Source organism: Stappia stellulata DSM 5886, assembly GCF_000423705.1.
Classification (GTDB): domain Bacteria; phylum Pseudomonadota; class Alphaproteobacteria; order Rhizobiales; family Stappiaceae; genus Stappia; species Stappia stellulata.
The window spans coordinates 912376-938966 of the sequence record NZ_KE384082.1 but is presented as its reverse complement, the minus strand read 5'-3'; the positions used below and the strand labels follow the sequence as shown (position 1 = coordinate 938966).

At 65.4% G+C, this 26591-nt stretch carries 24 protein-coding genes and 1 tRNA gene; 12 read left to right on the top strand and 13 right to left on the bottom strand.

What is annotated here, in order from left to right; genetic code table 11:
- Positions 1-48: 48 nt before the first annotated feature.
- On the bottom strand, positions 49-939 hold the full coding sequence (locus tag G572_RS24365; protein WP_037546992.1) for an N-formylglutamate amidohydrolase: 891 nt from the start codon (positions 937-939) through the stop codon (positions 49-51).
- A 300-nt stretch (positions 940-1239) separates the two neighbouring features.
- On the opposite strand from G572_RS24365, the gene cpdR reads away from it, so the two are divergent.
- From cpdR to G572_RS0116655, 5 genes are all read left to right on the top strand, one after another.
- Positions 1240-1599 carry a cell cycle two-component system response regulator CpdR gene (cpdR, locus tag G572_RS0116675; protein WP_029059455.1) on the top strand — a complete coding sequence of 120 codons (360 nt, stop codon included), beginning with the start codon at positions 1240-1242 and terminating at the stop codon, positions 1597-1599.
- A 201-nt stretch (positions 1600-1800) separates the two neighbouring features.
- Positions 1801-1875: transfer RNA gene (locus G572_RS0116670), tRNA-Val, on the top strand.
- 180 nt (positions 1876-2055) lie between these two features.
- Positions 2056-2181 carry a type B 50S ribosomal protein L36 gene (gene ykgO / locus G572_RS0116665; protein WP_029059454.1) on the top strand — a complete coding sequence of 42 codons (126 nt, stop codon included), beginning with the start codon at positions 2056-2058 and terminating at the stop codon, positions 2179-2181.
- A 202-nt stretch (positions 2182-2383) separates the two neighbouring features.
- The gene (locus G572_RS0116660; RefSeq protein ID WP_208979126.1) at positions 2384-2941 is read left to right on the top strand and encodes a tetratricopeptide repeat protein; all 558 of its coding nucleotides are present in this window, start codon (positions 2384-2386) and stop codon (positions 2939-2941) included.
- A gap of 129 nt (positions 2942-3070) precedes the next feature.
- On the top strand, positions 3071-4132 hold the full coding sequence (locus G572_RS0116655; RefSeq protein ID WP_029059452.1) for an alpha/beta fold hydrolase: 1062 nt from the start codon (positions 3071-3073) through the stop codon (positions 4130-4132).
- A 57-nt stretch (positions 4133-4189) separates the two neighbouring features.
- Here the strand turns inward: G572_RS0116655 and pyk are convergent, their stop codons facing one another.
- Genes pyk through G572_RS0116640 form a run of 3 tightly spaced genes read right to left on the bottom strand, consistent with a single transcriptional unit; the run spans position 4190 to position 7479 of the window.
- Positions 4190-5626 (bottom strand): pyruvate kinase, encoded by a 1437-nt coding sequence (gene pyk, locus G572_RS0116650; protein ID WP_029059451.1) that lies wholly within the window; start codon positions 5624-5626, stop codon positions 4190-4192.
- Positions 5623-6117 (bottom strand): DUF1036 domain-containing protein, encoded by a 495-nt coding sequence (locus tag G572_RS0116645; protein ID WP_084650229.1) that lies wholly within the window; start codon positions 6115-6117, stop codon positions 5623-5625. The genes pyk and G572_RS0116645 overlap by 4 nt, the downstream gene beginning before the upstream one ends.
- 33 nt (positions 6118-6150) lie before the next feature.
- On the bottom strand, positions 6151-7479 hold the full coding sequence (locus G572_RS0116640; RefSeq protein ID WP_029059449.1) for a glycerate kinase type-2 family protein: 1329 nt from the start codon (positions 7477-7479) through the stop codon (positions 6151-6153).
- 155 nt (positions 7480-7634) lie between these two features.
- Here G572_RS0116640 and G572_RS24360 point away from each other — a divergent pair, with 155 nt between their 5' ends.
- From G572_RS24360 to G572_RS0116625, 3 genes are all read left to right on the top strand, one after another.
- Positions 7635-8450, top strand: coding sequence for an N-formylglutamate amidohydrolase (locus G572_RS24360; RefSeq protein WP_037546990.1), 816 nt, complete (start codon positions 7635-7637; stop codon positions 8448-8450).
- A 46-nt stretch (positions 8451-8496) separates the two neighbouring features.
- Positions 8497-8802 carry a DUF1244 domain-containing protein gene (locus G572_RS0116630; RefSeq protein WP_029059448.1) on the top strand — a complete coding sequence of 102 codons (306 nt, stop codon included), beginning with the start codon at positions 8497-8499 and terminating at the stop codon, positions 8800-8802.
- 143 nt (positions 8803-8945) lie between these two features.
- Positions 8946-9209 (top strand): DUF2312 domain-containing protein, encoded by a 264-nt coding sequence (locus G572_RS0116625; protein ID WP_029059447.1) that lies wholly within the window; start codon positions 8946-8948, stop codon positions 9207-9209.
- Between the two features lie 129 nt (positions 9210-9338).
- Here the strand turns inward: G572_RS0116625 and G572_RS0116620 are convergent, their stop codons facing one another.
- The 7 genes from G572_RS0116620 to G572_RS0116590 all read right to left on the bottom strand — a co-directional run bounded on the left by G572_RS0116620 (position 9339) and on the right by G572_RS0116590 (position 17167).
- Positions 9339-10736 carry an NAD(P)(+) transhydrogenase (Re/Si-specific) subunit beta gene (locus G572_RS0116620; protein ID WP_029059446.1) on the bottom strand — a complete coding sequence of 466 codons (1398 nt, stop codon included), beginning with the start codon at positions 10734-10736 and terminating at the stop codon, positions 9339-9341.
- A gap of 12 nt (positions 10737-10748) precedes the next feature.
- The gene (locus tag G572_RS0116615) at positions 10749-11225 is read right to left on the bottom strand and encodes a proton-translocating transhydrogenase family protein (protein WP_029059445.1); all 477 of its coding nucleotides are present in this window, start codon (positions 11223-11225) and stop codon (positions 10749-10751) included.
- 12 nt (positions 11226-11237) lie between these two features.
- Positions 11238-12377 (bottom strand): Re/Si-specific NAD(P)(+) transhydrogenase subunit alpha, encoded by a 1140-nt coding sequence (locus G572_RS0116610; RefSeq protein WP_029059444.1) that lies wholly within the window; start codon positions 12375-12377, stop codon positions 11238-11240.
- Positions 12378-12425: 48 nt separating this feature from the next.
- Positions 12426-12710 carry an aa3-type cytochrome c oxidase subunit IV gene (locus G572_RS0116605; protein ID WP_029059443.1) on the bottom strand — a complete coding sequence of 95 codons (285 nt, stop codon included), beginning with the start codon at positions 12708-12710 and terminating at the stop codon, positions 12426-12428.
- Positions 12711-12828: 118 nt separating this feature from the next.
- Positions 12829-14199 (bottom strand): ABC1 kinase family protein, encoded by a 1371-nt coding sequence (locus G572_RS0116600; RefSeq protein WP_029059442.1) that lies wholly within the window; start codon positions 14197-14199, stop codon positions 12829-12831.
- A gap of 113 nt (positions 14200-14312) precedes the next feature.
- The gene (locus G572_RS0116595; protein WP_051242546.1) at positions 14313-15293 is read right to left on the bottom strand and encodes a heme-dependent oxidative N-demethylase family protein; all 981 of its coding nucleotides are present in this window, start codon (positions 15291-15293) and stop codon (positions 14313-14315) included.
- Positions 15293-17167 (bottom strand): M3 family oligoendopeptidase, encoded by a 1875-nt coding sequence (locus G572_RS0116590; RefSeq protein ID WP_051242545.1) that lies wholly within the window; start codon positions 17165-17167, stop codon positions 15293-15295. The genes G572_RS0116595 and G572_RS0116590 overlap by 1 nt, the downstream gene beginning before the upstream one ends.
- Positions 17168-17355: 188 nt before the next feature.
- Between G572_RS0116590 and G572_RS0116585 the strand changes: the two genes are divergently transcribed.
- From G572_RS0116585 to mepK, 3 genes are all read left to right on the top strand, one after another.
- Positions 17356-18972, top strand: a complete 1617-nt coding sequence (locus tag G572_RS0116585) for a sigma-54-dependent transcriptional regulator (RefSeq protein WP_029059439.1) — start codon at positions 17356-17358, stop codon at positions 18970-18972.
- A gap of 116 nt (positions 18973-19088) precedes the next feature.
- Positions 19089-21053, top strand: a complete 1965-nt coding sequence (locus G572_RS24355; protein ID WP_051242543.1) for a L,D-transpeptidase family protein — start codon at positions 19089-19091, stop codon at positions 21051-21053.
- Between the two features lie 279 nt (positions 21054-21332).
- A complete protein-coding gene (gene mepK, locus G572_RS0116575) occupies positions 21333-23087 on the top strand; it encodes a peptidoglycan L,D-endopeptidase MepK (RefSeq protein WP_051242541.1) in 1755 nt (584 codons plus the stop codon).
- A gap of 272 nt (positions 23088-23359) precedes the next feature.
- Here the strand turns inward: mepK and G572_RS0116570 are convergent, their stop codons facing one another.
- Together G572_RS0116570 and rpsU are read right to left on the bottom strand one after the other, a co-directional pair.
- Complete coding sequence (locus G572_RS0116570) at positions 23360-24184, bottom strand: tetratricopeptide repeat protein (RefSeq protein WP_029059437.1); 825 nt, start codon at positions 24182-24184, stop codon at positions 23360-23362.
- Between the two features lie 356 nt (positions 24185-24540).
- Entirely contained in the window at positions 24541-24768 is a 228-nt protein-coding gene (gene rpsU, locus G572_RS0116565) for a 30S ribosomal protein S21 (protein ID WP_029059436.1), read from the bottom strand.
- A gap of 382 nt (positions 24769-25150) precedes the next feature.
- Between rpsU and G572_RS0116560 the strand changes: the two genes are divergently transcribed.
- Complete coding sequence (locus G572_RS0116560) at positions 25151-26542, top strand: MATE family efflux transporter (protein ID WP_029059435.1); 1392 nt, start codon at positions 25151-25153, stop codon at positions 26540-26542.
- The last annotated feature ends 49 nt before the right edge of the window (positions 26543-26591 follow it).

Here is a 26591-nt window from a genome sequence, read left to right as displayed (position 1 = left end):
GGCCCTTTTTTCTGTCCGGGCGTCAGGTGGCGGGGCGCGGTCTCGGGGTTATTCGGCGGCAAGCGCGTCCGGGAAGAAGCACTCGCCCTGCGCGGCCACCAGCGCCTTTGCCAATTTTTCGAGATCTCGCGTCAACGTGTCGAAGCCCGCGTGCTTGCGGGTGTGCGTCTCGTCCATGTAGAGCCCGCGGTTGATCTCCACCTGAAGCGCATGCAGTCCCTTCACCGGGCGCCCGTAATGCTCGGTGATGAACCCTCCGGCATAGGGCTTGTTGCGGCTGACGCGATAGCCCATGCCCCGCAGGATATCGGTCGCGGCATCCACGAGCTGGACCGCGCAGCTCGTTCCGTAGCGGTCGCCCAGGATGAAGTCGGGTCGGGGCCCGCCGTCGCTGGTCTTGATGGCTGAGGGCATCGAGTGACAGTCGATTAGGATCGCGTAGCCGAAGGCCACATGGGTCTGCGCCAGCAGTCGGCGCAGGGTCTGGTGATAGGGCTTGTAGATCGTCTCGATCCGGTTGAGCGCCTCGCGCACGCACAGGCGTCCCTGGTAGATCTCCTGGGCCTCGCCCACGACCCGCGCGATGGTGCCAAGCCCCCCTGCGACGCGGATGGAGCGGATGTTTGCGTAAGAGGGCAGCCGGTCGTCGTACATCTTGGGGTCGAGTTCGTAGGGCTCGCGGTTCACGTCGAGATAGGCCCTTGGAAAACGGGCCTTCAGGAGCGGTGCGCCCAGCGGGACGACGCTTTGGAACAGTTCATCGACAAACGCGTCCTCGGAGCGCCGGATCGCCGTCTTGTCGAGACGCGAGGCGCGCAGGAACGCATCCGGGTAGTGCCGTCCGGAATGCGGGGAATTGAACACGAAAGGCACGTTCTGCTCGGCGGGATGCAGAACCTCGAAGGCCTCAAGATCCTCGAACCCGCTGATCACTTCCATCGTTTGCAGTCCTCGCCTGGATGCGGTCTGGCCTCTTTCCAAACGCCTATTTGTCCCCGAATCGCGGTTAATGTCCACAAGGCCGGTGGGAAACGCCGCGGGCAGGTGCCCCTTGCCCGGGTTTCACTGGATGTTTACCACGGGAGGGCCTTATAACGGGACGGTGCGCTGTGCCAAAACGGGAAGCATCCTGGCGATCCCGGAACGGCCCTGAGCGCTTGCCGCGGCGGCGCGCGCCGGGCGAGCAGTCGCGACTTCCGACAGGACGCGCGACGGTGCCAAGCAGGACGGACGGAGCGAATGACACGGATCCTACTCGCGGAAGACGACAACGACATGCGCCGGTTTCTCGCCAAGGCGTTGCAGAAAGCCGGCTATGACGTCGTTTCTTTCGATAACGGGAAAAGCGCCTACGAGCGGTTGCGCGAAGAGCCTTTCTCCCTGCTTCTGACCGACATCGTGATGCCGGAAATGGACGGCATCGAGCTGGCGCGGCGCGCGACGCAGCTCGACCCCGACCTGAAGGTGATGTTCATCACCGGCTTTGCAGCCGTGGCGCTCAACCCGGATTCGCAGGCGCCGAAGGATGCGAAGGTCCTGTCGAAGCCGTTCCACCTCAAGGACCTCGTGCTTGAGGTCGAGCGCATGCTCGTTGCCTGAGGGAACGGGCGCACCCGTCACCAATGGCAGGGGCAGGGTTTTCCACTGCGGTCACAGGGAAAAAAGAAGTTTGCCGAGAGGGCTTGCACCGGTCTTCGAACCTCGGTATATCGCTTGCCACCGCCGCCGCTTGGTCGGCGCGGTGACCGGACTTCCCGGTATGAGTCGTCCAGCGGCCATCACGGGCATTCAGAAAGTCTCGGGCGTGTAGCTCAGCGGGAGAGCACTACGTTGACATCGTAGGGGTCACAGGTTCAATCCCTGTCACGCCCACCATTTTCTCGTCCGGACCGTTGGGTCGGATCGGACAAGCACCCGCCAGACGGATCCGCAATCCCGGTGGGGGATGCGCGCAGGGTGTCTCGCGCGCCGGATCCTGGCGAAACGGGCGCATGAGCGCCATTTGATCATGCCGGACACCGCGCAAGCGGGGTTCCGTCGACGAGGACGAAGACGATGAAGATCAAGAACTCGCTGAAGGCGCTGATGGGCCGGCATCGCGACAACCGCATGGTTCGTCGCAAGGGGCGCGTCTACATCATCAACAAGAAGGCGCCGCGCTTCAAGGCACGCCAGGGCTGACGTCGAGCGTCGCTTCGCACGCTTTCGTGCGAGGCCGCGACCGGCAAATCCGCCGCACGCCATTGACGGCCGCAATCGGTGATCCATAATCACCGGTATGCGGCCTTTTAGCGTTGTCCTTTTCTTTTCTGTTTTGACCGGTCCCGCCCTCGCGCAGGGTGAGCCGCCGGGTGTTCTGCCGCCGGAGGCCGCGCCGCCGGCGATGGAAGATCTCGCGCCGCTTCCCGAAAGCGGGATCGAATCGGGTGCACAGACCGCGATCCCCGACGAAGAGCCGGCGCAAAGCGATGTCGACGCGCATTTCAATGCGCTCGCCGAGGCTTCCTCGGCATCGGCGGCCCGTCCGATCGTCGCCAAGATCCAGCGCAAATGGATGCAATCCGGAAGCGCGACCGTCGATCTCCTGATGTCGCGGGCCGGCACTGCGATGAAGGCAAAAGACAACGGTCTCGCGCTCGACCTTCTCGACATGGTCACCCGCCTCGCGCCGGATTATGCGGAAGGGTGGAATCGCCGGGCGACAGTCTTCTATATCAAACAGGATTTCGGCCGGTCCATTGCCGACATTGAACGCACGCTCGCCCTGGAGCCGCGCCACTGGGGCGCGATGTCGGGGCTTGCCATCATCATGCGCCGTCTCGACCGCGACCAGGAAGCGATGCGGATCTTCGAGGAAGTCCTCAAGATACATCCGGCAAGCGAAAGCGCACGTAAGGCGATAGAGGATCTTGCGGCCGAGTCTGCCGGGTCGCCAACCTGACTGTGCGTTCGACATTCCGATATCGGGGATGCTTGTGCGGAGACGACACCGCTTTGCTGCCGCTCCAGGGGCGCGCCGGGGCACTGAAACCGTCTTTTCGCAAACGTGAGGTGTGTCATTAGGCTCTGGATGATTGTTTTTCTATTCGTTCTGGCCGCAACGGCCATCATTCTCGGCGCGCTCGCCCTTCACGCCGCGCAACGCAAGGCCGTCGCGGAAGCGCGTTATCCTCCGCTTGGCGTCACACGGACAATCGACGACGTCGCCCTTCACTATGTCGATCACGTGCCGCAGGGCTGGAAAGCGGAAGATCCGGTTCTCCTCTTCGTGCATGGCGCAAGCGCAAACCTGCGCGACCCGGTGACCGCGTTCTTTCCCGCCTTGTCGCAGCGCTATCGGCTGATTTTCGTGGACCGGCCGGGTCATGGCTATTCACAGCGCGGAGGGGGCGAGGCCCACAGTCCCGCGCGACAGGCGGCGCTGATCGCCGGGCTTGTGCGCGACCTGGGGATCGACCGCTCGGTTGCAATCGGTCATTCCTGGGGCGGGGCGGTGGTCGCGCAACTCGCGCTGCAGGCGCCCGGGACCTTCGCCGGACTGGTGTTTGTCGCGCCGGCCAGCCATCCCTGGCCAGGCGGCGTGAACTGGTACTACGACCTGGCGGCAATGCCCGTCCTCGGGCCGCTGTTTTCCCACACGCTGGCGCCGGCCGTCGCCTCGCTGGTCGCGTCGAACGGCGTTGAGAGCGTGTTCGCCCCCGAACCCGCGCCGGAGGGTTACGGACAGTCCATCGGTCTGCCGTTGCTGTTTCGTCCGCACAGTTTTCTCGCCAACGCCCGCGATGTCGCGCGGCTGAAACCTGAGGTGAGCGAGGCTGCCCCCCGTTATCCGCAGATCGATCAGCCGGCCGCGGTGATCACCGGCGATGCGGATACGATCGTCTATCCCGATATCCATTCCGCCGGCCTTGTCCGCGACCTGCCGAACGCCTGGCGCGTCGATCTCGCCGGCGCCGGACACATGCCGCACCACACGCGCACGGACGCGGTGGTGCGCGAGATCGAGGCGGTGATCGCCCGGGTCTACGGCGACGAGGCAAGACGCAGCGCGGGGGACGTCGCCATCACGCCGAAGGCGCCCGACGCCAGCGACGGCACCGGCGAAACGCAAAACGCGCCCGCGCGGCTTTGACCGGCGGGCGCGCTCATTGGTGTCGTCGTCCTGAGTGACGCCGGAGCGTCCTGAAAATCAGAGGCCGCTGCTGCCGTCGCTTCCGATGAAGGCGATGCGAAGCATGTTCGTCGAACCGGGCGTTCCGAAGGGGACGCCGGCGGTCGTGATGATGCGCTGCCCGGGCTTGGCGAGTTCTTCCTGGAACGAAATGCGGCAGGCGCGGTCGACCATGTCGTTTTCGTCCTTGGCGTCGTCACTGACGACGCAGTGCAGACCCCAGGCAAGGGCAAGTCGCCGTGCCGTTTCCAGCACCGGCGAGATCACGATGACGGGGACCGCCGGGCGTTCGCGCGCGGCGCGCAGGCCCGTGGCGCCGGACGTCGTGTAGCAGACCACGGCGGCGAGGTTCAGCGTCTCGGCGATCTGCCGGGCGGCGGCAGCGATGGCATCGGCGCCGGTGGGTTCCGGCTCCTGGCGCTGACCGTGAATGATGCCGCGGTAGTTCGGATCTTGCTCCACTTCGCTGGCGATGCGGTCCATTGTCTCCACCGCTTCCACGGGGAAATCGCCGGCGGCCGATTCGGCCGACAGCATCACGGCGTCCGCGCCTTCGAAGACGGCGGTGGCAACGTCGGAAACCTCGGCGCGGGTCGGAACCGGGGCGGTGATCATCGATTCCAGCATCTGGGTCGCGACGACCACCGGCTTTCCGGCCTTTCGGCAGGCGCGCACGATCTGCTTTTGCAGGCCGGGGACGCGCTCCAGCGGCATTTCGACGCCGAGGTCGCCACGCGCCACCATGAGCGCATCCGACAGATCGATGATCTCCGACAGGCGTTCGATGGCCTGGGGCTTCTCGATCTTGGCGAGAATGCCGGCCTTGCCGCGCGTGACCTTGCGCACTTCGGCAAGATCGTCGGGGCGCTGGATAAAGGAAAGCGCCACCCAGTCGACGCCCGCCTTGAGGGCCGCGTCGAGATCCTTGCTGTCCTTCGGCGTCAGTGCGCCGACCGGGATCTCGCTATCGGGAACGCTCACGCCCTTGCGGTTCGACAGCGTGCCGCCGACCTCGACGGTGGTCGTCGCGTGTTTGGCATCGCAGCTTTGCACACGCAGGCGGATTTTGCCGTCGTCGAGCAGCAGGCGGTGGCCCGGCTCGAGCGCGTCCAGGATTTCACGGTGGGGCAGGTGCACGCGCGCGACCGATCCCGGAGCCGGATCGCTGTCGAGCGTGAAGGTTGCCCCGTTCTCGAGCACCGCGCTGTCGCCCTCGAAGGTGCCGACGCGCAGCTTCGGGCCCTGGAGATCCGCGAGAATGCCGATCGGCCGGCCGACCTTGGTCTCGATCTCACGGATCGTCTTGACCAGCGAGTTCAGCCGGTCGTGATCTGCATGGCTCATGTTGATGCGAAAGACGTCGGCGCCGGCCAGATAGAGTTTCTCGATTGTCGCGGGGTCCGATGAAGAGGGTCCGAGAGTTGCAAGTATCTTGACCCGTCTGTCACGCTTCATCGTCCACCCGTTCCTGTTTGCACCGGCTCAGTCAGCTGGACCGTCCAGCTGCTTTGTTCGCCTGTATCGATTTCAAAAAATCCCGTGCGCTCGAATCCGCGCGCCACGCAATCCTCAATTCCCGAAATGGTGAATTCCTTTTCGCGGGTGCACATGAATGCACGTCCGCCCCATTCACCGAACTGGTCGTAATCGACCGCATAAATGTAATAGAAGCGTGACACCAGCGATCCGGACACCAGCGTCTCGCAGGAGTTGGCCGGCAGGTTCCACCACCCTTCGGTCACCCAGGCCTCGTCCTCGCGGTAGCCGATTGCAACGCCGACCTGACTCTCGGTCTTGTTGCACAGCCGGAGCTCGGCCTGCGCCGGAGTGGCGGAGAACAGCGAAAGAAAAACCGTTAGAAACGCCGCCAAGCCGACAGGAGCCACTCCCCAACGGAGCTTGCGTGTCGCCGTGGTGCGCCGATGCCTTGCGGCTGTTGTCATCATGCGATTTCTCGTGCCACGACCATGCGGGTCATCTTATGGCCGACGGGCTTCGGGCTTGTCAATGATGACAGCCCTGAAGTCGTTGACGTTGGTGTAAGTCGGCCCGGGTCGAAGAAGATCATTCAGGGCTTCGAAAAAGCCCGTGCTGTCGTTTCTCGCTAAAAATGAGGCGGCATCATGACCCTTGCGCTTGGCCCGGCTAAGCGTTGTCGGGTCCACAAGCGCGCCGGCCGGATCGTCGGCGGCCCCGGCGCCGCCGTCGGTTCCGTCGGTGTCGCCGGCGACCGCGAAGACGGCCGGATGGGCGCGAAGGGCAAGCGCGAGGGCCAGGGCATATTCCTGATTTGGTCCGCCGCGTCCGTCCCCGCGCAGGGTGACCGTCAGCTCGCCGCCCGACAACAGCACGCAGCGGCGGCCGGCTTCGGCGAGCGCGATCGCCTGCGCGGCCTGCGCGGCGGCCACCTCGGATGCCTCGCCTTCAAGACTGTCGCCGAGAAGCCGCGTCTCGTAGCCCATGTTGCGCGCGGCCTGTGCCGCGGCCTCGAGCGACAGCGCGGGACGCGCGACGATCTCGAAACGCGTGTCGGTGAACAGCGGGTCACCCGGCTTGGGCGTTTCGTTGCGCGGGTCGTCAAGCGCGGCGACGACGCTTGCGGGCGGGGTCGCAACGTAGCGTGCGAGCAGCGCGCGGGCATCCAGGAGCGTGGAGGGGTCAGGAAGCGTCGGCCCGGAGGCGATTGCAATGGCCGCGTCATGCGGCACGTCGGAGACCGCCAGCGTCGTCATCAGTGAACCGGCGCCACGCGCCGCGGCGAGCCGGCCGCCCTTGATGCGCGACAGGTGGCGGCGCAGCGTGTTGATCTCGTCAATGGCCGCGCCGGAACGCAACAGCGCCCGGGTGACAGCCTGCTTGTCTTCCAGCGACACGCCGTCGACCGGGGCTACCCAGTTGGCCGAGCCGCCGCCGGACAGGAGCACCACGATGTGGTCGCCGGGCCGCGCGGCGCGCGCGATGGCGAGAGATTGCCGGGTGGCCTCCACGCCGGCCGCGTCGGGAACCGGATGCCCGGCCTCGATGACGGGAATCTGCCGGGTCTGTTGGGCATAGCCGTGGCGGGTTACGCACAGGCCGGTCAGGCGCTCGGGCGCGAGGCCGAAGTCATCGAGATAGACACGTTCGGCGACATTCGTCATGGCGCCGGCGGCCTTGCCCGCGGCCAGCAGGATGATGCGGCCGTTTTCCTGCGGCGCGGGAAGATGCGGGGGCAGGCAGTTCTCCGCCCGTGCGGCGGCGACTGCCGTGTCGAAGAGGGAGGCAAGCCGGGTGCGCAGGCACTGTGTGTGTGATGATGTGTCCGGCATCCGGTCCCGGGATCTCCGCCTTGGGTCGATTCGCGCAATTGAATACAACCTTAGGGAATGGAGACGGCCCTGTCTGCCATGGTTTCCCGTAGACGACGGGATTTCGATGGCACGGGATCTTGCGTGGGGGCGTTGCATTGCCCCATATCGGGGGCATGAACGTGCCCGTCTGCCTTCCCCCCGCTCCCGACCCGGACCTGTCCGCGGTCGAACGCCTGCCCGGCGCCCCGGACAGCGGGCTGTTGATCCTGTGCGATCACGCCGGCAATGCAGTGCCGCGGGCCTATGGCACGCTCGGTTTGCCCGAAGCGGCATTTCAGCGGCACATTGCCTACGATATCGGCGTGCGGGCACTGACGTTCGCGCTCGCCCGCGCCCTGAACGCGCCCGCTGTGCTTTCGACCTTCTCGCGTCTCCTGATCGATCCGAATCGCGGCGAGGACGACCCGACACTGGTGATGCGTCTGTCCGACGGTGCGGTGGTTCCGGGAAACGCGGACCATGACGCTGCGGAGCGCGAGCGTCGTCTCGCTGCCTATCATCGCCCCTATCACGCGGCGATTGCAGAGCAAATCGACGCCGCGATTGGCGCCGGCCATCCGCCCGCGATCCTGTCGGTTCACAGTTTCACGCCGGTGTGGCGCGGCGTTCCGCGCCCCTGGCATGCCGGCGTGTTGTGGGACAACGACCCCCGCTTCGCCCGTCCGCTGCTCGAGCGCCTGCGGGAATGTCCCGATCTGGTCGTCGGCGACAACGAGCCTTATGACGGGGCGCTGAAGAACGATTGCATGTACCGGCACGGGACCGTGCGCGGTCTCGCCCATGCGCTGCTGGAGGTGCGGCAGGACCTGATCGGCGACGCGGCCGGCGTGGCCGAATGGGCGGACCGGCTCGTGCCGCTGCTGCGGCAACTGCTGGAAACGTTCCCCGGGCTCGGGGAAATCAGGCACCACGGTTCGCGAAGTGCGTGAGCGACGCGCAAACGAGAGTTTTTCCAATCCACCTCAGGAGGACACAATGGCCGGGATCGACGACACGAAACGTATCGAACTTGAGGCGGCGGTGTTTCGCCGTCTGGTTTCGCATCTGCGCAACCGCACGGATGTGCAGAACATCGACATGATGAATCTCGCCGGCTTTTGCCGCAACTGCCTGTCGAACTGGTATGTCGACGCGGCGCGCGAAGGCGGGCTCGATCTGGACAAGGACGCGGCGCGCGAAATCGTCTACGGCATGCCTTATGCCGAGTGGAAGGCCGCTTATCAGACCGAGGCGACGCCCGACCAGACCGCGGCCTTCGAGAAAGCCAGGCCGCACGACTGATCCCTGGGGAGGCCGTGTGCATAAGTGTTCCGTGTTCGTTCGCGGAGCTTGAATTCGCCGCAAAATGCGCGCAAGGAGAAGTCCGCGCCGTTTCCGGCTCTCCACATTCGAACCAGTGTCAAACGATCAAGGAGTGTTCATCCATGTCCGATCCAGGCGGTGTTGCCGGCGACCAGTTGCGTGCCTTTGTCGAGCGCATTGAGCGTCTCGAGGAAGAAAAGAAGGTCATTGCCGACGACATCAAGGATGTCTACGCGGAAGCCAAGGGCACGGGGTTCGACATCAAGATCCTGCGCAAGATCATCAGCCTGCGCAAGAAGCAGCCGCATGAGCGCGAGGAAGAGGAAGCGATCCTCGATCTCTACATGCATGCGCTCGGCATGGCCGGACCCGCCAACGACGCCTGACACGGGTGTCGTCGTGCCGGGAAAACGGCGCGGCAAGAGTGGCAGCACAAACCAAAACGCGGCGCCCGATGCCCGGACGCCGCGTTTTTTGTGTGTCGTCCGGTTCCCTTCGGATCCGGTCGGAAGGGTCTACATCGACTTGATGATGCCCTCGGTCATCTTCTTGGCGTCGCCGAAGAGCATCATCGTCTTGTCCAGGAAGAACAGCTCGTTCTGGATGCCGGCATAGCCGGAGCCCATGCCGCGCTTGACGAAGAGCACCGTGCCGGCCTTGTCGACATCGAGGATCGGCATGCCGTAGATCGGCGATTGCGGATCGTCGCGCGCGGCCGGGTTGGTCACGTCGTTGGCGCCGATCACATAGACGACATCGGCCTGGGAGAACTCGGAGTTGATGTCCTCCAGCTCGAAGACCTCGTCATAGGGCACCTGCGCCTCGGCCAGAAGCACGTTCATGTGGCCGGGCATGCGCCCTGCGACCGGGTGAATGGCGTATTTCACCTCGACGCCTTCTTCCTTCAGCGTGTCGGCCAGCTCGCGCAGCGCATGCTGTGCCTGGGCAACCGCCATGCCGTAGCCCGGCACGATGATCACCTTGCCGGCGTTCTTCATGATGAAGGCCGCGTCTTCGGCCGAGCCCTGCTTCACCGGGCGCTCTTCTGCACCGCCGGCCGCCGCCGCGACACTGTCGCCGCCGAAGCCGCCGAGAATGACGGAGATGAAGGAGCGGTTCATGCCCTTGCACATGATGTAGGACAGGATCGCACCCGAGGAGCCGACCAGCGCGCCGACGACGATCAGCGCCATGTTGCCGAGCGTGAAGCCGATGCCGGCCGCAGCCCAACCCGAATAGGAGTTGAGCATGGAAACGACCACCGGCATGTCGGCGCCGCCGATCGGGATGATGATCAGGCCGCCGAAGATCAGCGACAGGATCACGATCATCCAGAACACCGTGTGGCTTTCGCCCTGTACGAAGACGACGATCAGCACGAGAATCAGCAGCGCAAGGCCGGCGTTGATGGCATGGCGCATCGGCAGCATGATCGGCGCGCCCGACATGCGTCCGTCGAGCTTGGCGAAGGCGATGACCGAGCCGGTGAAGGTGATCGCGCCGATGGCGACGCCGATCGACATTTCCACCAGGCTCGCGCCGGGGATCGCACCGGTCACGCCGATGCCGAAGGCCTGCGGCGCATAGAGCGCGCCGGCGGCCACGAACACGGCCGCCATGCCGACAAGCGAGTGGAAGGCGGCGACGAGCTGCGGCATGGCCGTCATCGGCACCCGCTTGGCGGTGACGGCGCCGATGGCGCCGCCGATGCCGAGACCGGCAAGGATCATCAGCAGGCCGCCGGCGCCCGGTGCTGCGGTAAGCAGCGTCGTGACGATGGCGATGGCCATGCCGGTCATGCCGAGGAAATTGCCCTGGCGCGACGTCTCGGGGCTGGACAGCCCGCGCAGCGCAAGGATGAAGAGAACAGCCGAAATCACATAGAGGACGGCCGTGACATTGGCGGAAAGCATGTGTCCGGCCTCCTATTTCTGCTTTTTCTTGTACATGGCGAGCATGCGCTGGGTGACCAGGAAGCCGCCGAAGATGTTCACGCTGGCCATGATCAGGGCAATGAAACCGAAGCCGCGTGCGTAGCCTGCGCCCTCGGCCGCCAGATCGACGCCGACGGCGAGCAAGGCACCGACGACGATGACGCTCGAGATGGCGTTGGTGACCGACATGAGCGGCGTGTGAAGCGCTGGCGTCACCGACCACACGACATAGTAGCCGACGAAGATCGCCAGCACGAAGATCGTGAACTGGAAGACGAAGGGATCGATCGCTCCGCCGGTGGCCGCAGAGGCGGCCTGTGCGAGCGAGTCTCCCATTCCGCCTGCGAGCTGATCGGCATAGCCTTGCGCGGCGTTGGCCGCAGCTTGCGCGGTTTCAGCCGCCTCGCGGGCCGTCTCGGCTGCAGCCCTGGCGCGTTCGAGCGCTTCAGTGGCGTTTTGTTCCGTCATCTGGACCCCCTCTTATTTGGTGTCCGGCGCAAACGCCGGATGCACGACCTGACCGTCGCGGGTCAGGACGGTCGCCTTGACGAGTTCGTCGTCCCAATCGACCGCGATCGCCTTTGCGTCCTTGTCGACAAGCGTCTCGGCGAAGGCGAAGAGGTTCTTCGCGTAGAGCGTCGACGCGGAGGCCGCGATCCGTCCGGGCACGTTCAGATGCCCGATGATCTTGACGTCGCCGGACTTGGCGATCTTGCCGGGCTTGGCGCCCTCGACGTTGCCGCCGCGCTCGACCGCAAGGTCGACGATCACGGATCCCGGCTTCATCGCGGCGACCATGTCCTTGTCGACCAGCTTCGGCGCCGGCCGCCCGGGGATCAGCGCCGTGGTGATGACGATGTCCTGTTTGGCGATATGGGTCGCCACCAGCTCGTTCTGCTTCTTTTTGTACTCGTCGGACATTTCCTTCGCGTAGCCGCCGGCGGTTTCGGCCTGCTTGAACTCCTCGTCCTCGACGGCGACGAATTTCGCCCCCAGCGATTCCACCTGTTCCTTGGCGGCGGGGCGAACGTCGGTCGCGGTAACGACGGCGCCGAGACGGCGCGCCGTGGCAATCGCCTGAAGTCCGGCCACGCCCGCACCCATGACGAACACGCGCGCCGCGGGCACGGTGCCGGCGGCGGTCATCATCATCGGAAGCGCACGGTCGTATTCGGCAGCCGCGTCGATCACCGCCTGATAGCCTGCGAGGTTGGCCTGCGAGGAGAGCACGTCCATCGACTGGGCGCGGGTGATGCGGGGCATGAATTCCATCGCGAAGGCGGCGATGCCGGTCTCGGCCATGGCCTTGACCGCGTCGTCGTGGCCATAGGGATCCATGCTGGCGATGACGATCGCGCCCTTCTTCATCAGGCCCAGTTCCTCCGTGGAGGGACGGCGGACCTTGAGCACGACGTCGGCATCGGCAAGGGTGGCCTTGGCATCGGCGGCGAGAGTCGCGCCGGCCGCTTCGAAGTCGGCGTCGACGATCCGGGACAGAGCGCCCGCGCCCTTCTCGACGGTGACGTCAAATCCGAGCGCGACGAAGCGTTTCACCGTGTCGGGCGTGGCGGCGACGCGCGTTTCCCCTGCCTCGCTTTCGCGGGGCACTGCGAGTTTCATCGGCTGTCTCCTCCCAGTCTCAAATGGATATGAATGTTATGCGGCGCCTCACGCGAGGGTGATGACCGCCAGAAGGCTCGAAATCAGTGTGATCACGGCGGAGGGAATCCAGCCGTTGGCGCCCGCGAACAGGCCGATACCGGCAGCGATCAGCGTTGCGATCATCAAGACGGTTCCGAAGAACGCGGCCGCACCGCCGCCGAAGGTCAGCAGCAGAAGGCAGATCATCACGTTGATCAAGGCGACAGTGCCCACCTTCGAGAAGTTCAGGAAGCCGGCGTAGGTACGCTCGTGCTCGTCATAATCCATTGCCGGTGTCGTCTGATCGGACATGGGTTCCTCTTGAATGGCTCAGTTAAGCGGTTGCGCGTACTTATAGCAGCTACGCCTCCCACGGCAACGCGCAGTTTTGCATTGCGGTCGTTCGGCGCGCGCTGCCGAAACCTTCGGCTCAGCCGGCAAGGCCGACCGAGCCGAGAAGCTCCGTCTGTCGCTTCTCCACCACGGCGGTTTCGAAATTCTCGATCTGTTCGTTGAACAGGCGGAAAAAGTTCATTTCCGCGCGAAGATGCAGGAACACGCCGCCGAGACCGATGGCTGCGCGGTCCATGAAGACGAACTCGCGCGGCACCGTGACCGGGCCCTTTTCCTTGAGCGCCTTGTGCACGCGAAACGCCTCGCGCCGTCCGTATTCCGCCGGCTTGACCCCGTCGGCGATGGAGCGCACCCGGTCGGTAAGCAGCGGTCCGTAGATGAAACGGGCCCAGATGTTGAGGATCTCGATCAGTTCGCGGGTCAGCCCCTTGAAGCCCCAGCGCTCATAGGCGGAGACGACCAGCGCATCGTCCTCTTCCAGCAGACCGCGGTAGAGATCGACAACGCCGGCGACGAACTCCGGCGGAAAGATGCGGATGCAGCCGTAGTCGAGCAGGTTGATGCCGGCCGGCCGGCTGCTTTGCGAAAACACCGTGTAATTGCCCAGATGCGGATCGCCGTGGATCATCCCGAAATGACTGAAGGGATGCCACCAGGCCTTGAACATCGTTTCCGCCAGCAGGTTGCGATCTTCCAGCGGCGCGTCCCGGAACGACAGCAGTGGCGCCCCGTCCAGCCAGTTCATCGTCAGGAGACGGCCGGTGGACAGCGTGTCATGGACCTCGGGCACGCGAATGCGCGGCTCGTCCTTGAAGATCTCGCTGTAGGCGGCGATCTGTTTCGCCTCGCGCTTGTAGTCGAGTTCCTCGCGCACCCTTTCGCCGATTTCCTGGGCGATCTCGCGTGTGTCGATCGCCGGCTGCATGCGCCGGTGAACGGAAAACAACAGGCCGAGCTGGCTGAGATCCGCTTCCACCGCCGAGGCCATGTCGGGATATTGCAGTTTGCAGGCGAGCGGCGCGCCGTCTTTCGAGACCGCGCGATGCACCTGGCCAAGCGAGGCGGCGGCGGCCGGCGCGCGGTCGAATTCGGCAAAGCGCGACTGCCAGTCGCGGCCGAGTTCCGCCGACATGCGGCGCTTGACGAAGGGCCAGCCCATCGGCGGCGCATCCGACTGCAGCTGCGCCAGCTCGACCGCATACTCCGGCGGGATCGCATCGGGGATGGTGGACAGAAGCTGCGCCACCTTCATCAGCGGCCCCTTGAGACCGCCAAGGGCCGCCGCCAGCTCGGCCGCCTGTTTTTCGTTGTCGACCTGATAGCCGAAGACGCGCGCTCCGGCGAGCTTCGCCGCCAGCCCGCTCATGTTCGCGCCGACCCGCGCATAGCGCCCGACCCTCGCGCTCATGCGGTTCTGTTCCCGGTCGCGAGGCGGTGTTGTCGACATGCGAAAGAGGTCTCCGTTGAGAAGGGATTGCCGGGTGGCGGTGGAGGCGGGGAGCCACCATCACCGGGATCTACGTCTGCCAGCATAGACCGGATTGTCCGGGGCGGGGGGCGTTACTGCCCGGCGGCGGTCTTTGCGAGATCTCGCAGACGTGCGGCAATGGTGTCGCGCGCGCCGGTCAGGCCCTTGTAGGCGAGCTGGTCGGCATCGAGCGCTTCCAGTTGCGCACGCAGCCCTTCGGCAAGCTCCGCGCCTTGCGGATGTCGGGCGAAGGCCGTTGCCGGATCGTGGTGCACCTTGATGGTGAAAAGGATATCGCCGCTTTTGGGCAGGCGCCGCAGGGTCTGGCGTTCGACGCGCACGAACAGCGGGATCTTTGCACCGGTGCCCGTCAGCGCATGCCGGTCCATGCGGTTCGGGTCGGTCGCCTCCGCGTCGATGCGCTTGGCGTGAGGCTGGTGCAGCGCCGCGCCGGAATAAAGCGACCAGTTCAGCCGCCAGGACGGGCGGTCCACCGGGAGATTGTCGAAGATCCGCGCCACCATCATGCCCATGCGCGTCCCGTTGAAGCCCGGCACGGTCTCGTGGATCCCGGTCATCGACTGGCCGAATTTCTCAGCAAGCGACCAGGAAGAGGGAAAGCAGAGCGCGGCGGCTGCAAGGCGGTAGCCGTCTTCGCCCTTGCGCATGAGTACGAGATCTTCCTGAACCAGGCGGGCCGCCGTCTTGAGCGGTGGCGCGCCGGACGTGTCCAGGTCGATGTCGCGTCCGGTCGCGGCGAGGTGGAGGCCGGTCGCTGTCGGTGTGTAGAGGTCGGGGAAGCGCTGCGGCAGATGGTGTCGCAGCATCTCAAGCACTTCCGCCTGCGCGGCATGTGTGTCCGGTTCCGCCAGGAACACCGGAGCCTCGCCGGCTCCGGCGAACAGGCGGTCCTTCTCGGCCATTTGTTCGGCGAAGCGGCCGTCCGGCTCGATCCACTCGCGCGGATCGAGTGGCATCAACCCGACGGTGAAGGGTTTCGACGAGCCGTCATAGGGCGTATGCGCGAAGGGCGCGCGCACCGCCGTGTCGCCGTCGGCCTGCTGTGCCGGCATCAGTCCTCCAGACGTTCCAGTTCGTCGATGAAGCCGGAAATCACCGACAGGCCCTTCGACCAGAAGGCGGGGTCGCTGGCATCCAGTCCGAAGGGCGCCAGCAGCTCCGAATGGTGCTTGGTGCCGCCCGCCGAGAGCATGGCGAAATACTTGTCCTGGAAACCGTCCTCGGCCCCCTCGTAGACGGCGTAGAGCGAGTTCACCAGACAGTCGCCGAAGGCATAGGCGTAGACATAGAAGGGCGAATGGATGAAGTGCGGGATATAGGTCCAGAAGGTCTCGTAGCCGTCGCCGAATCGGATTGCCGGCCCGAGGCTTTCGCCCTGCACGGACATCCAGAGATCGCAGATCGCCTCCGAGGTCAGTTCTCCCTCGCGGCGCGCGGCGTGGACCTTGCGCTCGAAGCTGTAGAAAGCGATCTGGCGCACCACCGTGTTGAGCATGTCCTCGACCTTGCCGGCGAGCAGGATCTTGCGGCGCTCCGGGGTTTCCGCCGTCGCCAGCAACTCCTTGAAGGTCAGCATCTCGCCGAAGACGCTGGCGGTCTCGGCAAGCGTCAGCGGGGTCGGGGCCATCAGCGCGCCGTTGGGCGCGGCGAGCACCTGGTGAACGCCGTGGCCAAGCTCGTGGGCGAGCGTCATCACGTCGCGCGTGCGGCCCTGGTAGTTAAGCAGGACGTAGGGGTGGGCGCTGGGCACCGTGGGATGGGCGAAGGCGCCGGGCGCCTTGCCGGGGCGGGCGGGTGCGTCGATCCAGCCCTTGGAGAAGAAATCGTCGGCGATGCCGGCCATTTTCGGCGAGAAGCGGCCGTAGGCTTCCAGCACCAGCGCACGGGCTTCCTCCCAGGGGATCTTGCGGCTGTCTGCGGAGGGAAGCGGCGCATTGCGGTCCCAGTAGTCGATCACGTCCGTACCGAACCACTTCGCCTTCATCGCGTAATAGCGATGCGACAGGTCCGGATAGGCGGCGCGCACGGCCTCCACCAGGGCATCGACCACCTCGCGCTCGACACGGTTGGAAAGGTGGCGGCTGTCGGCGATGTCCTCGAAGCCGCGCCAGCGGTCGGAGATTTCCTTGTCCTTGGCCAGCGTGTTGGTGATCAGCGTGAAGGTCGACAGGTTTTCCCTGAAGGTCTTGCCAAGTGCCTCGGCCGCCGCCTTGCGGGTGGCTCCGTCGGGATCCTGCAAAAGCGTCAGCGTCGGCTCCAGCGCCTGTTCCTTGCCGTCGACGTCGAAGCGAAGCCCGGCCATGGTCTCGTCGAACAGGCGGTTCCAGGCGGACGACCCGGTCACGGATTTTTCGTGGAAGAGCTGCTCGATGCGGTCCTCCAGCTGATAGGGACGCGCCTTGCGGATGTCGTCGAGCCAGGGACGATAATGCGCAAGGCCCGGGTCCTTGGCCGCGCCATCGAGGACATCGTCGGGGATGCGGTTGAGTTCCAGCGTGAAGAAGATCAGATGCGTGCTGGCGGCCGTCAGCTTGTCCTGTGCGTCGCCATAGAACTTCTGGCGCACCGGATCGGTGGTGTCGCCGGCGTAAAACAGACCCGCATAGGAGGCGATGCGGCCCATCAGGTCGTCAAGCGCTTCCATCTCCTTGAGCGCATCCGCCAGTTCGGCACCGGAGCGCGTCGCCATTTCCTCCAGCTTGCCCTTGTAGCGATCCTCGAAGGCGGCGGCGTCGGTGGCCGCGCGCGCCATGTCGGCGGCAAGCTCCGGCGCGTCATGGGCGGGGTAGAGGTCGGCGAGGTTCCACTCGGGCAGGTCCCCGAGGCTTTCCGGATGTGCGGTTCCCTCGCCTGGGGATGCGAACGCCGGCCCTGTCGTGAGCGGCCGTGCGGCGAACGGGAACGAATTCTGGCGCGGGAATGTCATGCGGTCTCCGAGAGGGTCCTGAAGTGGTCTGTCGTTCCTACTGGATATTGTGGATTGCAGCCGAAGGGCAATGTTCAATCGCTTTTCCGCTCGCGTATCGGGGAAAAGATGGACGATTTGTTTACCGCTCCGGCGCTACGGTGACCCGAATTGACACAGGGGCGAGATCCGAAAGGCGCGGCACCCACATGATCCCGACCAGCGGACGCATTCTCATCGCCGACGACGACCCGGTGCAGCGCCGGCTGCTCGAGGAAGCGGTCAAGCGCTTCGGCTATCGCTCGCGAACCGTCGAGAACGGCGCGCAGGCCGTTGAGGCCCTCTCCGGACCCGACGGCGCGGACATCGATCTTCTGATCCTCGATCTGGTGATGCCCGAACTCGACGGCATGGGCGTGATCGCGCGGCTGCGCGAGATGCGTTCGACGATCCCGATCATCGTCCAGACGGCGCATGCCGGCATCGATGCCGCGGTCAATGCCATTCGCGCCGGCGCGCAGGACTTCGTGGTCAAGCCGGTCTCGCCGGAGCGCCTGGAAGTCGCAATCCGCACCTTCATGAAGATCAAGGCGCTTGAAGGCGAGATCACCCGTATCCACAAACAGTCGAGCGGCACCTTCGGCTTCAGTGACATCGTCACGCGCTCTGAGGCGATGGAGCGTGTCATCCGCGTCGGCAGCCGGGCTGCGCATTCGCAGATCCCCGTGCTGATCGAGGGCGAGTCCGGCGTCGGCAAGGAACTGATCGCCCGCGCCATCCAGGGCACCAGCGAACGGCGCGCCCGTCCCTTCGTCACCGTCAACTGCGGCGCGATCCCCGAGCATCTGGTGGAATCGATCCTCTTCGGCCACGAGAAGGGCGCCTTCACCGGCGCGGTCGACAAGCACATCGGCAAGTTTCAGGAAGCGCATGGCGGAACCCTGTTTCTCGACGAGGTCGGCGAGCTTCCGCCCGACATCCAGGTGAAGCTGCTGCGGGCGCTTCAGGAAGGCGAGATCGATCCGATCGGCGCGCGGCGCCCGGTGAAGGTCGACTTCCGCCTGATTTCCGCGACCAACCGCCGTCTGGTCGATCTGGTCAAGGACGGGCGGTTCCGCGAGGATCTCTATTACCGGCTCAACGTCTTTCCCTTGTGGCTGCCGCCGCTGCGCGACCGCCGGGAGGATATTCCCGATCTCGTTCGCCATTTCCTGGCGCGCTTCGTCGCGGAGGAGGGGCGTCCGCATATTACGTCCGTTGCCCCCGACGCAGTGGCGATGCTTCAGGCCTACGACTGGCCCGGCAACATCCGCCAGCTTGAAAACGCCGTGTTCCGCGCGGTCGTGCTGTGCGAGGGAGATCACCTGCGAAAGGACGATTTCCCCCAGGTTCTGGCAAGCGTGGGCGGCGTGGATATCGCCGGGGAGGCTCTTTCGGTTGCCGGTCATTCCGCAGCCGCATCCAACGCCACGGCCGGCAGCGCCGGAGCGCATGCGCCTGCGCCTGCCGCCGGGACCGGTCGGCATCCCGTGGCGGACGTCGACGGACAGACCCAGTCCGAGCCGAGCGGTGAGGAGGTTGCCGGCGCAAGCGCCGGTTCCGGCGAAACCCGCGTGCCCTTCGGCTATCTGCGCTGCCTCGACGATCAGGGGCACATGCGCGCACTCGATTCAATCGAGGCGGAGATGATCCGCACCGCGATTGACCACTACGGTGGACGGATGACCGAAGTCGCGCGAAGGTTGTCGATAGGGCGCTCAACTCTCTACCGCAAGTTGAAAGACTATGGCCTTGATGCAACACATGGCGCGGAGGCTGCCGAATAGGCGTGCCATCGCGGTCGCGTGACTTGCATCAGCCTCTCCGCGCAGGCTTGGTAACGTTACGACACCAGTTCTCGCGGGACTCTTGAACCCGCCAATCGTGTTCAGGATCCGCGATCATGCCGAAGACCTTTTGCTCCACGCTCGTGCGTACAACGCTTGCAGGGGCGTTCTTCGGCCTTGCCGCCGTGTCCGGCGCCCTTGCCAATGCAACGGACGATGCGGTGTCGTCCGGTCCGGCGGACACGCGGTCGCTTTTGACGGCGCAGCCGGCAACGGCTTTGCAGGTCCTTCTGGAAGACACCGCTTCACGCGCCGATCCGGACGCGCAGACGCCCTTTCTGACCGACGCCAGGCGCAAGGCCGTCGCCGCGTTTTACGCTGCGCGCGATTACGCACCGGTGTGGACGCGGGACGGCGCGCCGACACTCGGTGCCTATCAGCTGGTGGCGCGCATGGAACGGGCCGGGGAAGACGGCCTGTCGGCGGAGGCTTACGCACTTTCCGCCGATCTGCTCGCCCGGGTCGGGCGGCTTGACGACGATGCGGCCGCCCGGTTCGAACGCGCGCTGTCGGCAGCCCTTTTGACCTATGCCGAACACGCCCAGGCCGGCCGGGTCGAGCCCTCGAGCCTGTCGGGCTACATCACCGCCTCGCCGGAAAAGCCCGAGGCGGCCCTGGTGCTCGAGACGCTGGCAGCGAGCGCCGATCCCGTTGCCGCCCTCGATGGCTACAACCCGCCGCACAGCGGGTTTCAGGCGCTGCGGACGAAACTCGCCGAATTGCGCAAGGCCGCCGCCGGGGAGACGGGGCCGCCCGTCGTGCCGGCTGGCAAGGTGCTGAAGGAAGGTGTGAGGGATGCGCGCGTCGCTGTGCTGCGCGAACGGCTCGGTCTTGCATCTGCCCAACCGATTGAGACGCCGGCGGACGGGCAGGCCGCAGAGGCGGCTGAAAAGACGGTCGAGGCTGTCGATGCGGGGGCCGGTGAACCGACCGGGCAAACCCGGGCCGGGAGCGAAGCCGGAGCCGGGGCTGAGAGCGACCCCGCCCTGTTCGACACCGCGGTGAAGGATGCGGTCTTCGCGTTTCAGGAGGAAAACGGACTTCATGCAGACGGCATTGTCGGGCCGCGCACTTTGCTGGCGCTGAACGCGACCGCCGACGACGGCATGGCGATCTCCGACATCATCGCCAACATGGAGCGCTGGCGCTGGCTGCCGCGCGATCTCGGGGCGTTTCACGTCTCCGTCAACATTCCCGAATTCAAGGTGCGCCTTGTGCGCGATGGGGCGCAGGTCTACGAAACGCGGGTCGTCGTTGGCAAGCCGGCGAACCAGACGCCGGTGTTTTCCGACGAAATGGACCATGTGATCGTCAATCCCTACTGGAACGTTCCCTATTCCATCGCGTCGCAGGAACTTCTGCCGTCGATCCGTGCCAATCCGGCCTATCTGGGCGCACGAAATTACGAGGTCCTTGCGGGGGGGCGGGTCGTCAACCCGTCGTCCATCGACTGGGCCGGCGTCAATCTGCGCTCCGTGCGCATCCGCCAGCGTCCGGGATCCGGCAATGCGCTTGGACGCATCAAGTTCATGTTCCCCAACCGGCATTCCGTCTATCTGCACGACACGCCGTCGAAGAGCCTGTTCAACCGGTCGCGCCGGGCGTTCTCCCATGGCTGCGTGCGCGTTCAGGATCCCTTCGATTTCGCGGATGCGCTCCTGCAGCTCGATCCGCAGTGGGATGCGGCGGCGCTGAAGAAGATGATCGGTGGACGTGAAAAGCGGGTCAACCTGAAGCGCCATGTTCCGGTGCATCTGACGTATTTCACGGCGCATGTCGACGCAGCCGGCCGTCTGCAGCGCCGCCCGGACATCTACGGCCACAATGCCAGGCTGACGAAAGCGCTCGAGATCGAGGGGTGGCAGGACTGGCAGAAGTTCGCCGTCGCCGATCCGGTGAAACGCGCAGCCCCCGTTCGTCGTGCGGCGCCGAAGAAGACAGTTGAAAAGCTTTCGGTGCGTGAGCAACGTGCCAGGGTGTTTCGCCTGCGCCAGCGCGGTTCGAACGACCTCTACCGCTAGAACCGGCGAAGGGCGTCTCTGTCGAGCCGCGCCCGAGCCGCACCGGACCCCGTCAAACGCGTTGTCGCTGCCCGGGATCGGTCCGCGCCGCGGCCCGATTTCGGCGCGTGTCGCCACTGTTTTAACGAAAACGTGAAAATTTTTCGATTGTGATGCGTAATTGCCACGATTTGCGCTCATTTTTGAATACGGTAAAGGCTTCTTAACTTCGCTCACCTACACCAGTCCGACGGGGGGCGGGTGTTCGGCGATCCCGCCGACAAACTAGCGAGACTGACATTGCTCGAAGCACTGTTCTCCAGGCTGCGATGCCGCACACGCTCGCTTGCAGCGATTGCACTGGCGGCATGCCTGTCCGTGGCATCGCTTGCGGTAGCGCCGGCGTCTGCCGAAACGCGCACGCTGAAGCTCTACAACACCCATACGCAGGAACGGGTCTCCATCACGTTCAAGAAGAACGGCCGGTACCTGTCATCGGGTCTGCGCGAGCTGAACCGCTTTTTGCGGGACTGGCGCCGCAACGAAATCACCAAGATGGATCCCGAACTGTTCGACCTCGTCTGGGAGGTCTACCAGAAGGCGGGAACCAACAAGGCGATCCATGTCGTTTCCGGCTATCGCTCGCCGGCGACAAACAACATGCTCCGCCGTCGTTCGCGCGGTGTGGCGAAGAAGAGCCAGCACACGCGCGGACGCGCGATGGATTTCTTCATTCCCGGCGTGAACGTCTCCAAACTGCGTGCGCTCGGCCTGCGTCGTGAGGTCGGCGGCGTCGGCTATTATCCCACATCGCGCACGCCGTTCGTTCATCTGGACACCGGTACCGTGCGGCACTGGCCCCGCATGACGCGGCGCCAGCTCGCCAAGGTGTTTCCGCGCGGCGACACGATCCATGTGCCGACCGACGGCAAGAAGATGCCGCGCTACGCCGAGGCGCTCTCGCGCAAGAAGAGCGGTGCCTCGCGCGCAACCGTCGTCGCCAGCAGCAACACCTCGCAGCCCGTCCGACGCAATTCCTCGGATATTTCCAACGACGCGGGTCGCCGCATTTCGCGTCCGCCCACCACGCAGGCCTCGAACGGGCCCGGCCTGATTGCGCGCATTTTCTCGAGTGACGAGGAAGAGGAAACCTCGTCCGCATCCACGCCGACCCCACCGGCTCCGCTGCGTTCGCGTGTGGTGCAGGCCGGTACGCCGGCGCCGGTTCCGCCGCAGGCGCCGCCGGGCGTGCGCAGCGCGGGCGGGGCCGAAGAGGACGCGGCGCCGACCGTCACCGATCCGATCGTCGTGGCGGACGTGCGTCCGCGCACGAAGCCGGCCGGGTTTGCCGCCATCGTCGCCGCAGCGACGGCCGGTGCGGTCGCACCCGGTACGCTTGAGGCGCAGGCCCAGCGGATTGCCAGCGGACTTCCCGCCGTGGAAGAGGGGCCGTCGGAAATTGCGGCGCAGCCGGTGCAGGTCGCAAGTGCCGCTCCCGCCATCACGCCGCGGCCCAGAACGGCGGAGCTTCGTCAGGGGCCGACAGACGGCGGCATCCTTCCGCGTCCCGCACCGAGCGACGGTGCCTCGGCGATTGCCGCGGCAACCGGTGGAGGCCAGCCGTCACGCAAGCCTCAGGGCGACCTCAACGCCGCGACGCTTGCCTATGCACCGGCCGTCGCCGCGACCGCGACAAGCGCGGCAACTGGTGCCATCGGTGTTCCCAGGCGGCGCAGCGCGGACGACAGCAAGCCGGCGCGTGTCGGATCCATGTCCGGACGCCTGCCAGCGCCTGTGATCAAGGATCCGCTGGCGGTCTTTGCCGCCCTGCCGGACCGTTCGATGCCGGCGCTGATCTCCGGCGCCGCCACGACACGCACGCAGACCTTCGCATCCCTGTCCCATCCCAATCAGCGCCGGCTCGAACTGTTGCTGTCGCCGGGCGGACGGGTCTTTGCCAACCGCTTCGGCAACGGCGCCGGTGCGGCGCCGCGTGCGGATCGCTTCGACGACGGGCCGGCCGTGGTGTTGCTACCCGTTGTCGCCCTGCGCTGACCTGACCAATGGAGGCGAACGGTTGCAACCGTTCGCCTCCTTTCGCGCTGTGTTTTCACGCCGGTGCAAAAGTGCAGCGCCCTGATCTTCGCACATTCCCGTCACGGCCGGTCACGCCGCCTGCAGCAGTCAGCTGATGCGCATGCGATGCGCCGCGCACGTCCACGCACACAATTGCGTTCGGGCAGGCGCCGTTGCCTGTGGATATTTGTGGGCAATCTTGTGGATTTTTTGGGGGAGGCGGGCCTGTGCCCGCCCGAGCGTGAGAGCGTTCAGCCGCCGCGATCCAGGCGGCCGATGCCGTCGCGGGCGATCTCGTTGGAGGCATCGATGCCGAGCGCCCGGTTGAACGAGCGCCGGGCATCGTTCGGCTTGCCGAGAAGCTCCAACGCCAGTCCGCGGTTGGCCCAGGCGACTGCCGAGCGCTTGTCGCGATTGACGGCATCCGACAGGTCGGAGAAGGCGGCTTTCGGATCGTTCAGCGCAAGATAGGAAACGCCGCGAGCAATATAGGGTTCGGCGGCGTTGGGATCGAGACCGATGGCGGTCGCGAAGTCCTCGACCGCGCGCGCGTGCTGGCCCTGGGCCTGATAAATCAGGCCGCGATTGTGATAGGCGCGGGCGTTGCTGGAATCGATGGCGATTGCCGCATTGAAATCGGCGAGGGCCATGTCGTTGCGGCCGAGCGTGCGATAGGCATTGCCGCGGCCGACAAGCGCCACATCGTAGTCCGGCTTGATCCGCAGTGCGGCGCTGTAGTCGGAGATCGCAGCCTGGGTGTTGCCCATCCTGCGATGAACAAGCGCGCGATTGGCGTAGGCCTGGTAGGAGTTCGGCGCAAGCTGAAGGGCGGTACCGAAATCTTCAAGCGCGTTGTTGAACCGGCCCGCCTGGCCGTAGGCGATGCCGCGGGTGTTATAGGCGGCGGCATCGCGCGGGTTCGCCTCGATCACGGCGTTCAGCGAATCGATATTGGCGGCCGACCCGGCCGATCTGTCGATGGGAACGCCGGAAACCCCGGCAGTCTGGCATGCGGAAAGCAGAAGACCGCAGGAAATCACTGCGGCCAAGGAGGCCCGGTGCTGCACCTTCGCCATCTGCATCGCTGCCCCTTCCGGACTTCCGTTTTCGCCTCAGACTTTGCACACCCAAGACTATCGGCGCCACCGTCCAAGCCGCAATGCGCAAATTCCGCAGTGCGTTTCTTCCGAACCGTGCCGTCAGTCCTGAGTCAGGATTGTGGCATTGCCCCGGATGCGATGCAAAGACGGCGCAGCCGCGTGGGCCGCGCGGCGGCTGCCGCGCATGCACGTGCCTTGCCCCCGGGCCTCTACGGCCTGCGGGCTATCGGCTCATCCCGATGAAGCAGCATGTCAGAAAGGTCCTGAACGGCCGCAGTCAAAGGACACCCTGCGCAAGCATGCGACAGAAGGCGCAGGCCCGTCCGGATTTTCTAGCGGCGCGGAGCCTTGCTCGGCAGAAGGCCTTCGCGCTGAGCGCGCTTGCGCGCCAGCTTGCGCGCACGGCGAACGGCTTCCGCCTTCTCGCGGGCCTTCTTTTCCGACGGCTTCTCGTAGTGGCCACGAAGCTTCATCTCGCGAAAGATGCCTTCGCGCTGCATTTTCTTCTTCAGCGCCTTGAGCGCCTGATCGACATTGTTGTCGCGGACCAGAACCTGCACGCGTTTTTTCCCATCGTTCTTGCACCCATGCGACTGCCGCATCCGGTGCCGGATCTCACCCAGTTGGACTCGCTGTGTGACTCGGAAGCGAAACCGGCTTGCCTCTGTCATCAGCTGCAAGCCTGGGGCGCGCTGTGCAAAAGACACCGGCGCGCCGCTTTCACGTCGCTAATCAGGCCGTCTAGTTAGCAGAGGCCGGAGTTATTGTCCACCGCCATAAGTGCCAGATGCATCGGATCTCAGGTTAATCTGCGTCCGGAGTGTCATCGACCGGAAGGCCACTGGACGCTGCATCGGCCGCAGGATACCACAGACTCATGACAAGAGGGCCTAGCCGGGCACGCGGCGGCCGTTGGCCGGTCCGATCGGGGAGAACGGGGAAATGACAGCGTCGGGGCCCGATGCGCAAAGCGCAGCAGACGCAGTGGGCGCATGGCGCAATGAGGTCGTCCAGAGCCTTCGGCTCGGCATACCGATCGCCGGCGCACAGGTTGCACAGATGGCGATCAACACCACAGATGTGGTGATGATCGGCTGGCTGGGGGCGGTGGAACTTGCCGCGGCCGTTCTGGCGTTCAATCTTTATATCGTCATTTGGCTGTTCGGCATGGGCGTGCTCCAGGCGGTGGTGCCACTGGCGGCAAAGGCGCGCGGCGAACGCCGGCCGCGCGACCTGCGTCGGTCCGTGCGCATGGGCTTCTGGTTTGTCGCGGTCTATTCGGTTCCCACGCTCGGCGTGTTGTGGTTCACCGAGGATATCCTGCTTGCGTTCGGGCAACAGCGGGATGTCTCCGCGCTTGCCGGCGATTATGCGCGCATCATGATGTTTGCGGTGTTTCCCTCGCTGATGACGATGGCGCTGCGCAATTTCGTCACCGTGCTGGAAAAGGCCCAGGTGGTGCTGTGGGCGACGATCGCCGCGGCACTGTTCAACGCCGTCATCGACTATGCGCTGATCTTCGGCAATTTCGGGATGCCGCGGCTGGAGCTGGTCGGGGCCGGGATCGCTTCTGTCGCCACGTCCTTCGCCACGCTCCTCATCATTGTCGTCTACACCCTGCGCCAACGCCAGCTGCGCCGCTACGCGGTGTTCGGCCGCCTGTGGCGCAGCGACTGGTCGAAATTTTTCGAGATCCTCAGGCTGGGGTGGCCAATCGCCATCATGCTGCTTGTGGAGGTGGCGCTGTTTTCCGGTTCGTCGCTGATGATGGGCTGGATCGGGACGGTGCCGCTCGCCGCCCATGGCGTCGTCCTTCAGCTGACCTCGATCACCTTCATGGTTCCGCTCGGGCTGGGGCAGGCTGGGATGATTCGCATCGGCCTCGCCGCCGGACGCGGCGACCGCGTCGGGGTGGGCCGCGCCGGCTGGGCGGCTCTCGTCGTGTCGATGGGGTTCATGGTGATCTGCGCCATCGCGTTCTGGCTGAAGCCCGTGCCCTTCGTGTCGCTGTTCCTCGATCTCGACAATCCGCAGTCCGCCGAGGTGCTGGCGATCGGGGTGACCTTCCTGGCGATCGCTGCCGTGTTCCAGATCTTCGACGGCGCCCAGGTGGTCGGCGGCAGCCTGCTGCGTGGGCTATCCGACACCAAGACGCCGATGGTCATTGCCGTCATCGGCTATTGGGTCGGCGGCATGGGGCTCGCCTATGTGCTTGCCTTCCCGCTGGGCCTTGGCGGCATCGGCATCTGGTGGGGGCTGGCCTTCGGTCTGGCAGCGGTCTCCATCGTGCTGTTGTGGCGCTTCGCGGCGCGCGAACGGCTCGGCCTGCTCTAGGACCGAGCGGGCGGGCCTTCGCGACCGCAGGCCGGGCGCATTGCGGCGT

Coding starts and splice junctions, on each gene's coding strand:
- ykgO (WP_029059454.1), top strand. CDS start 2,056: ATGAAGATCAAGAACTCGCTGAAGGCGCTGATGGGCCGGCATCGCGAC.
- G572_RS0116605 (WP_029059443.1), bottom strand. CDS start 12,710: ATGTCCGATCAGACGACACCGGCAATGGATTATGACGAGCACGAGCGT.
- G572_RS24355 (WP_051242543.1), top strand. CDS start 19,089: ATGCCGAAGACCTTTTGCTCCACGCTCGTGCGTACAACGCTTGCAGGG.
- G572_RS0116615 (WP_029059445.1), bottom strand. CDS start 11,225: ATGACGGAACAAAACGCCACTGAAGCGCTCGAACGCGCCAGGGCTGCA.
- G572_RS0116595 (WP_051242546.1), bottom strand. CDS start 15,293: ATGCCGGCACAGCAGGCCGACGGCGACACGGCGGTGCGCGCGCCCTTC.
- G572_RS0116655 (WP_029059452.1), top strand. CDS start 3,071: ATGATTGTTTTTCTATTCGTTCTGGCCGCAACGGCCATCATTCTCGGC.
- G572_RS0116645 (WP_084650229.1), bottom strand. CDS start 6,117: ATGATGACAACAGCCGCAAGGCATCGGCGCACCACGGCGACACGCAAG.
- G572_RS0116600 (WP_029059442.1), bottom strand. CDS start 14,199: ATGTCGACAACACCGCCTCGCGACCGGGAACAGAACCGCATGAGCGCG.
- G572_RS0116590 (WP_051242545.1), bottom strand. CDS start 17,167: ATGACATTCCCGCGCCAGAATTCGTTCCCGTTCGCCGCACGGCCGCTC.
- pyk (WP_029059451.1), bottom strand. CDS start 5,626: ATGAAGCGTGACAGACGGGTCAAGATACTTGCAACTCTCGGACCCTCT.
- G572_RS0116620 (WP_029059446.1), bottom strand. CDS start 10,736: ATGCTTTCCGCCAATGTCACGGCCGTCCTCTATGTGATTTCGGCTGTT.
- G572_RS24365 (WP_037546992.1), bottom strand. CDS start 939: ATGGAAGTGATCAGCGGGTTCGAGGATCTTGAGGCCTTCGAGGTTCTG.
- G572_RS24360 (WP_037546990.1), top strand. CDS start 7,635: ATGAACGTGCCCGTCTGCCTTCCCCCCGCTCCCGACCCGGACCTGTCC.
- G572_RS0116570 (WP_029059437.1), bottom strand. CDS start 24,184: ATGGCGAAGGTGCAGCACCGGGCCTCCTTGGCCGCAGTGATTTCCTGC.
- G572_RS0116560 (WP_029059435.1), top strand. CDS start 25,151: ATGACAGCGTCGGGGCCCGATGCGCAAAGCGCAGCAGACGCAGTGGGC.
- cpdR (WP_029059455.1), top strand. CDS start 1,240: ATGACACGGATCCTACTCGCGGAAGACGACAACGACATGCGCCGGTTT.
- G572_RS0116660 (WP_208979126.1), top strand. CDS start 2,384: ATGGAAGATCTCGCGCCGCTTCCCGAAAGCGGGATCGAATCGGGTGCA.
- G572_RS0116640 (WP_029059449.1), bottom strand. CDS start 7,479: ATGCCGGACACATCATCACACACACAGTGCCTGCGCACCCGGCTTGCC.
- G572_RS0116630 (WP_029059448.1), top strand. CDS start 8,497: ATGGCCGGGATCGACGACACGAAACGTATCGAACTTGAGGCGGCGGTG.
- G572_RS0116610 (WP_029059444.1), bottom strand. CDS start 12,377: ATGAAACTCGCAGTGCCCCGCGAAAGCGAGGCAGGGGAAACGCGCGTC.
- G572_RS0116585 (WP_029059439.1), top strand. CDS start 17,356: ATGATCCCGACCAGCGGACGCATTCTCATCGCCGACGACGACCCGGTG.
- G572_RS0116625 (WP_029059447.1), top strand. CDS start 8,946: ATGTCCGATCCAGGCGGTGTTGCCGGCGACCAGTTGCGTGCCTTTGTC.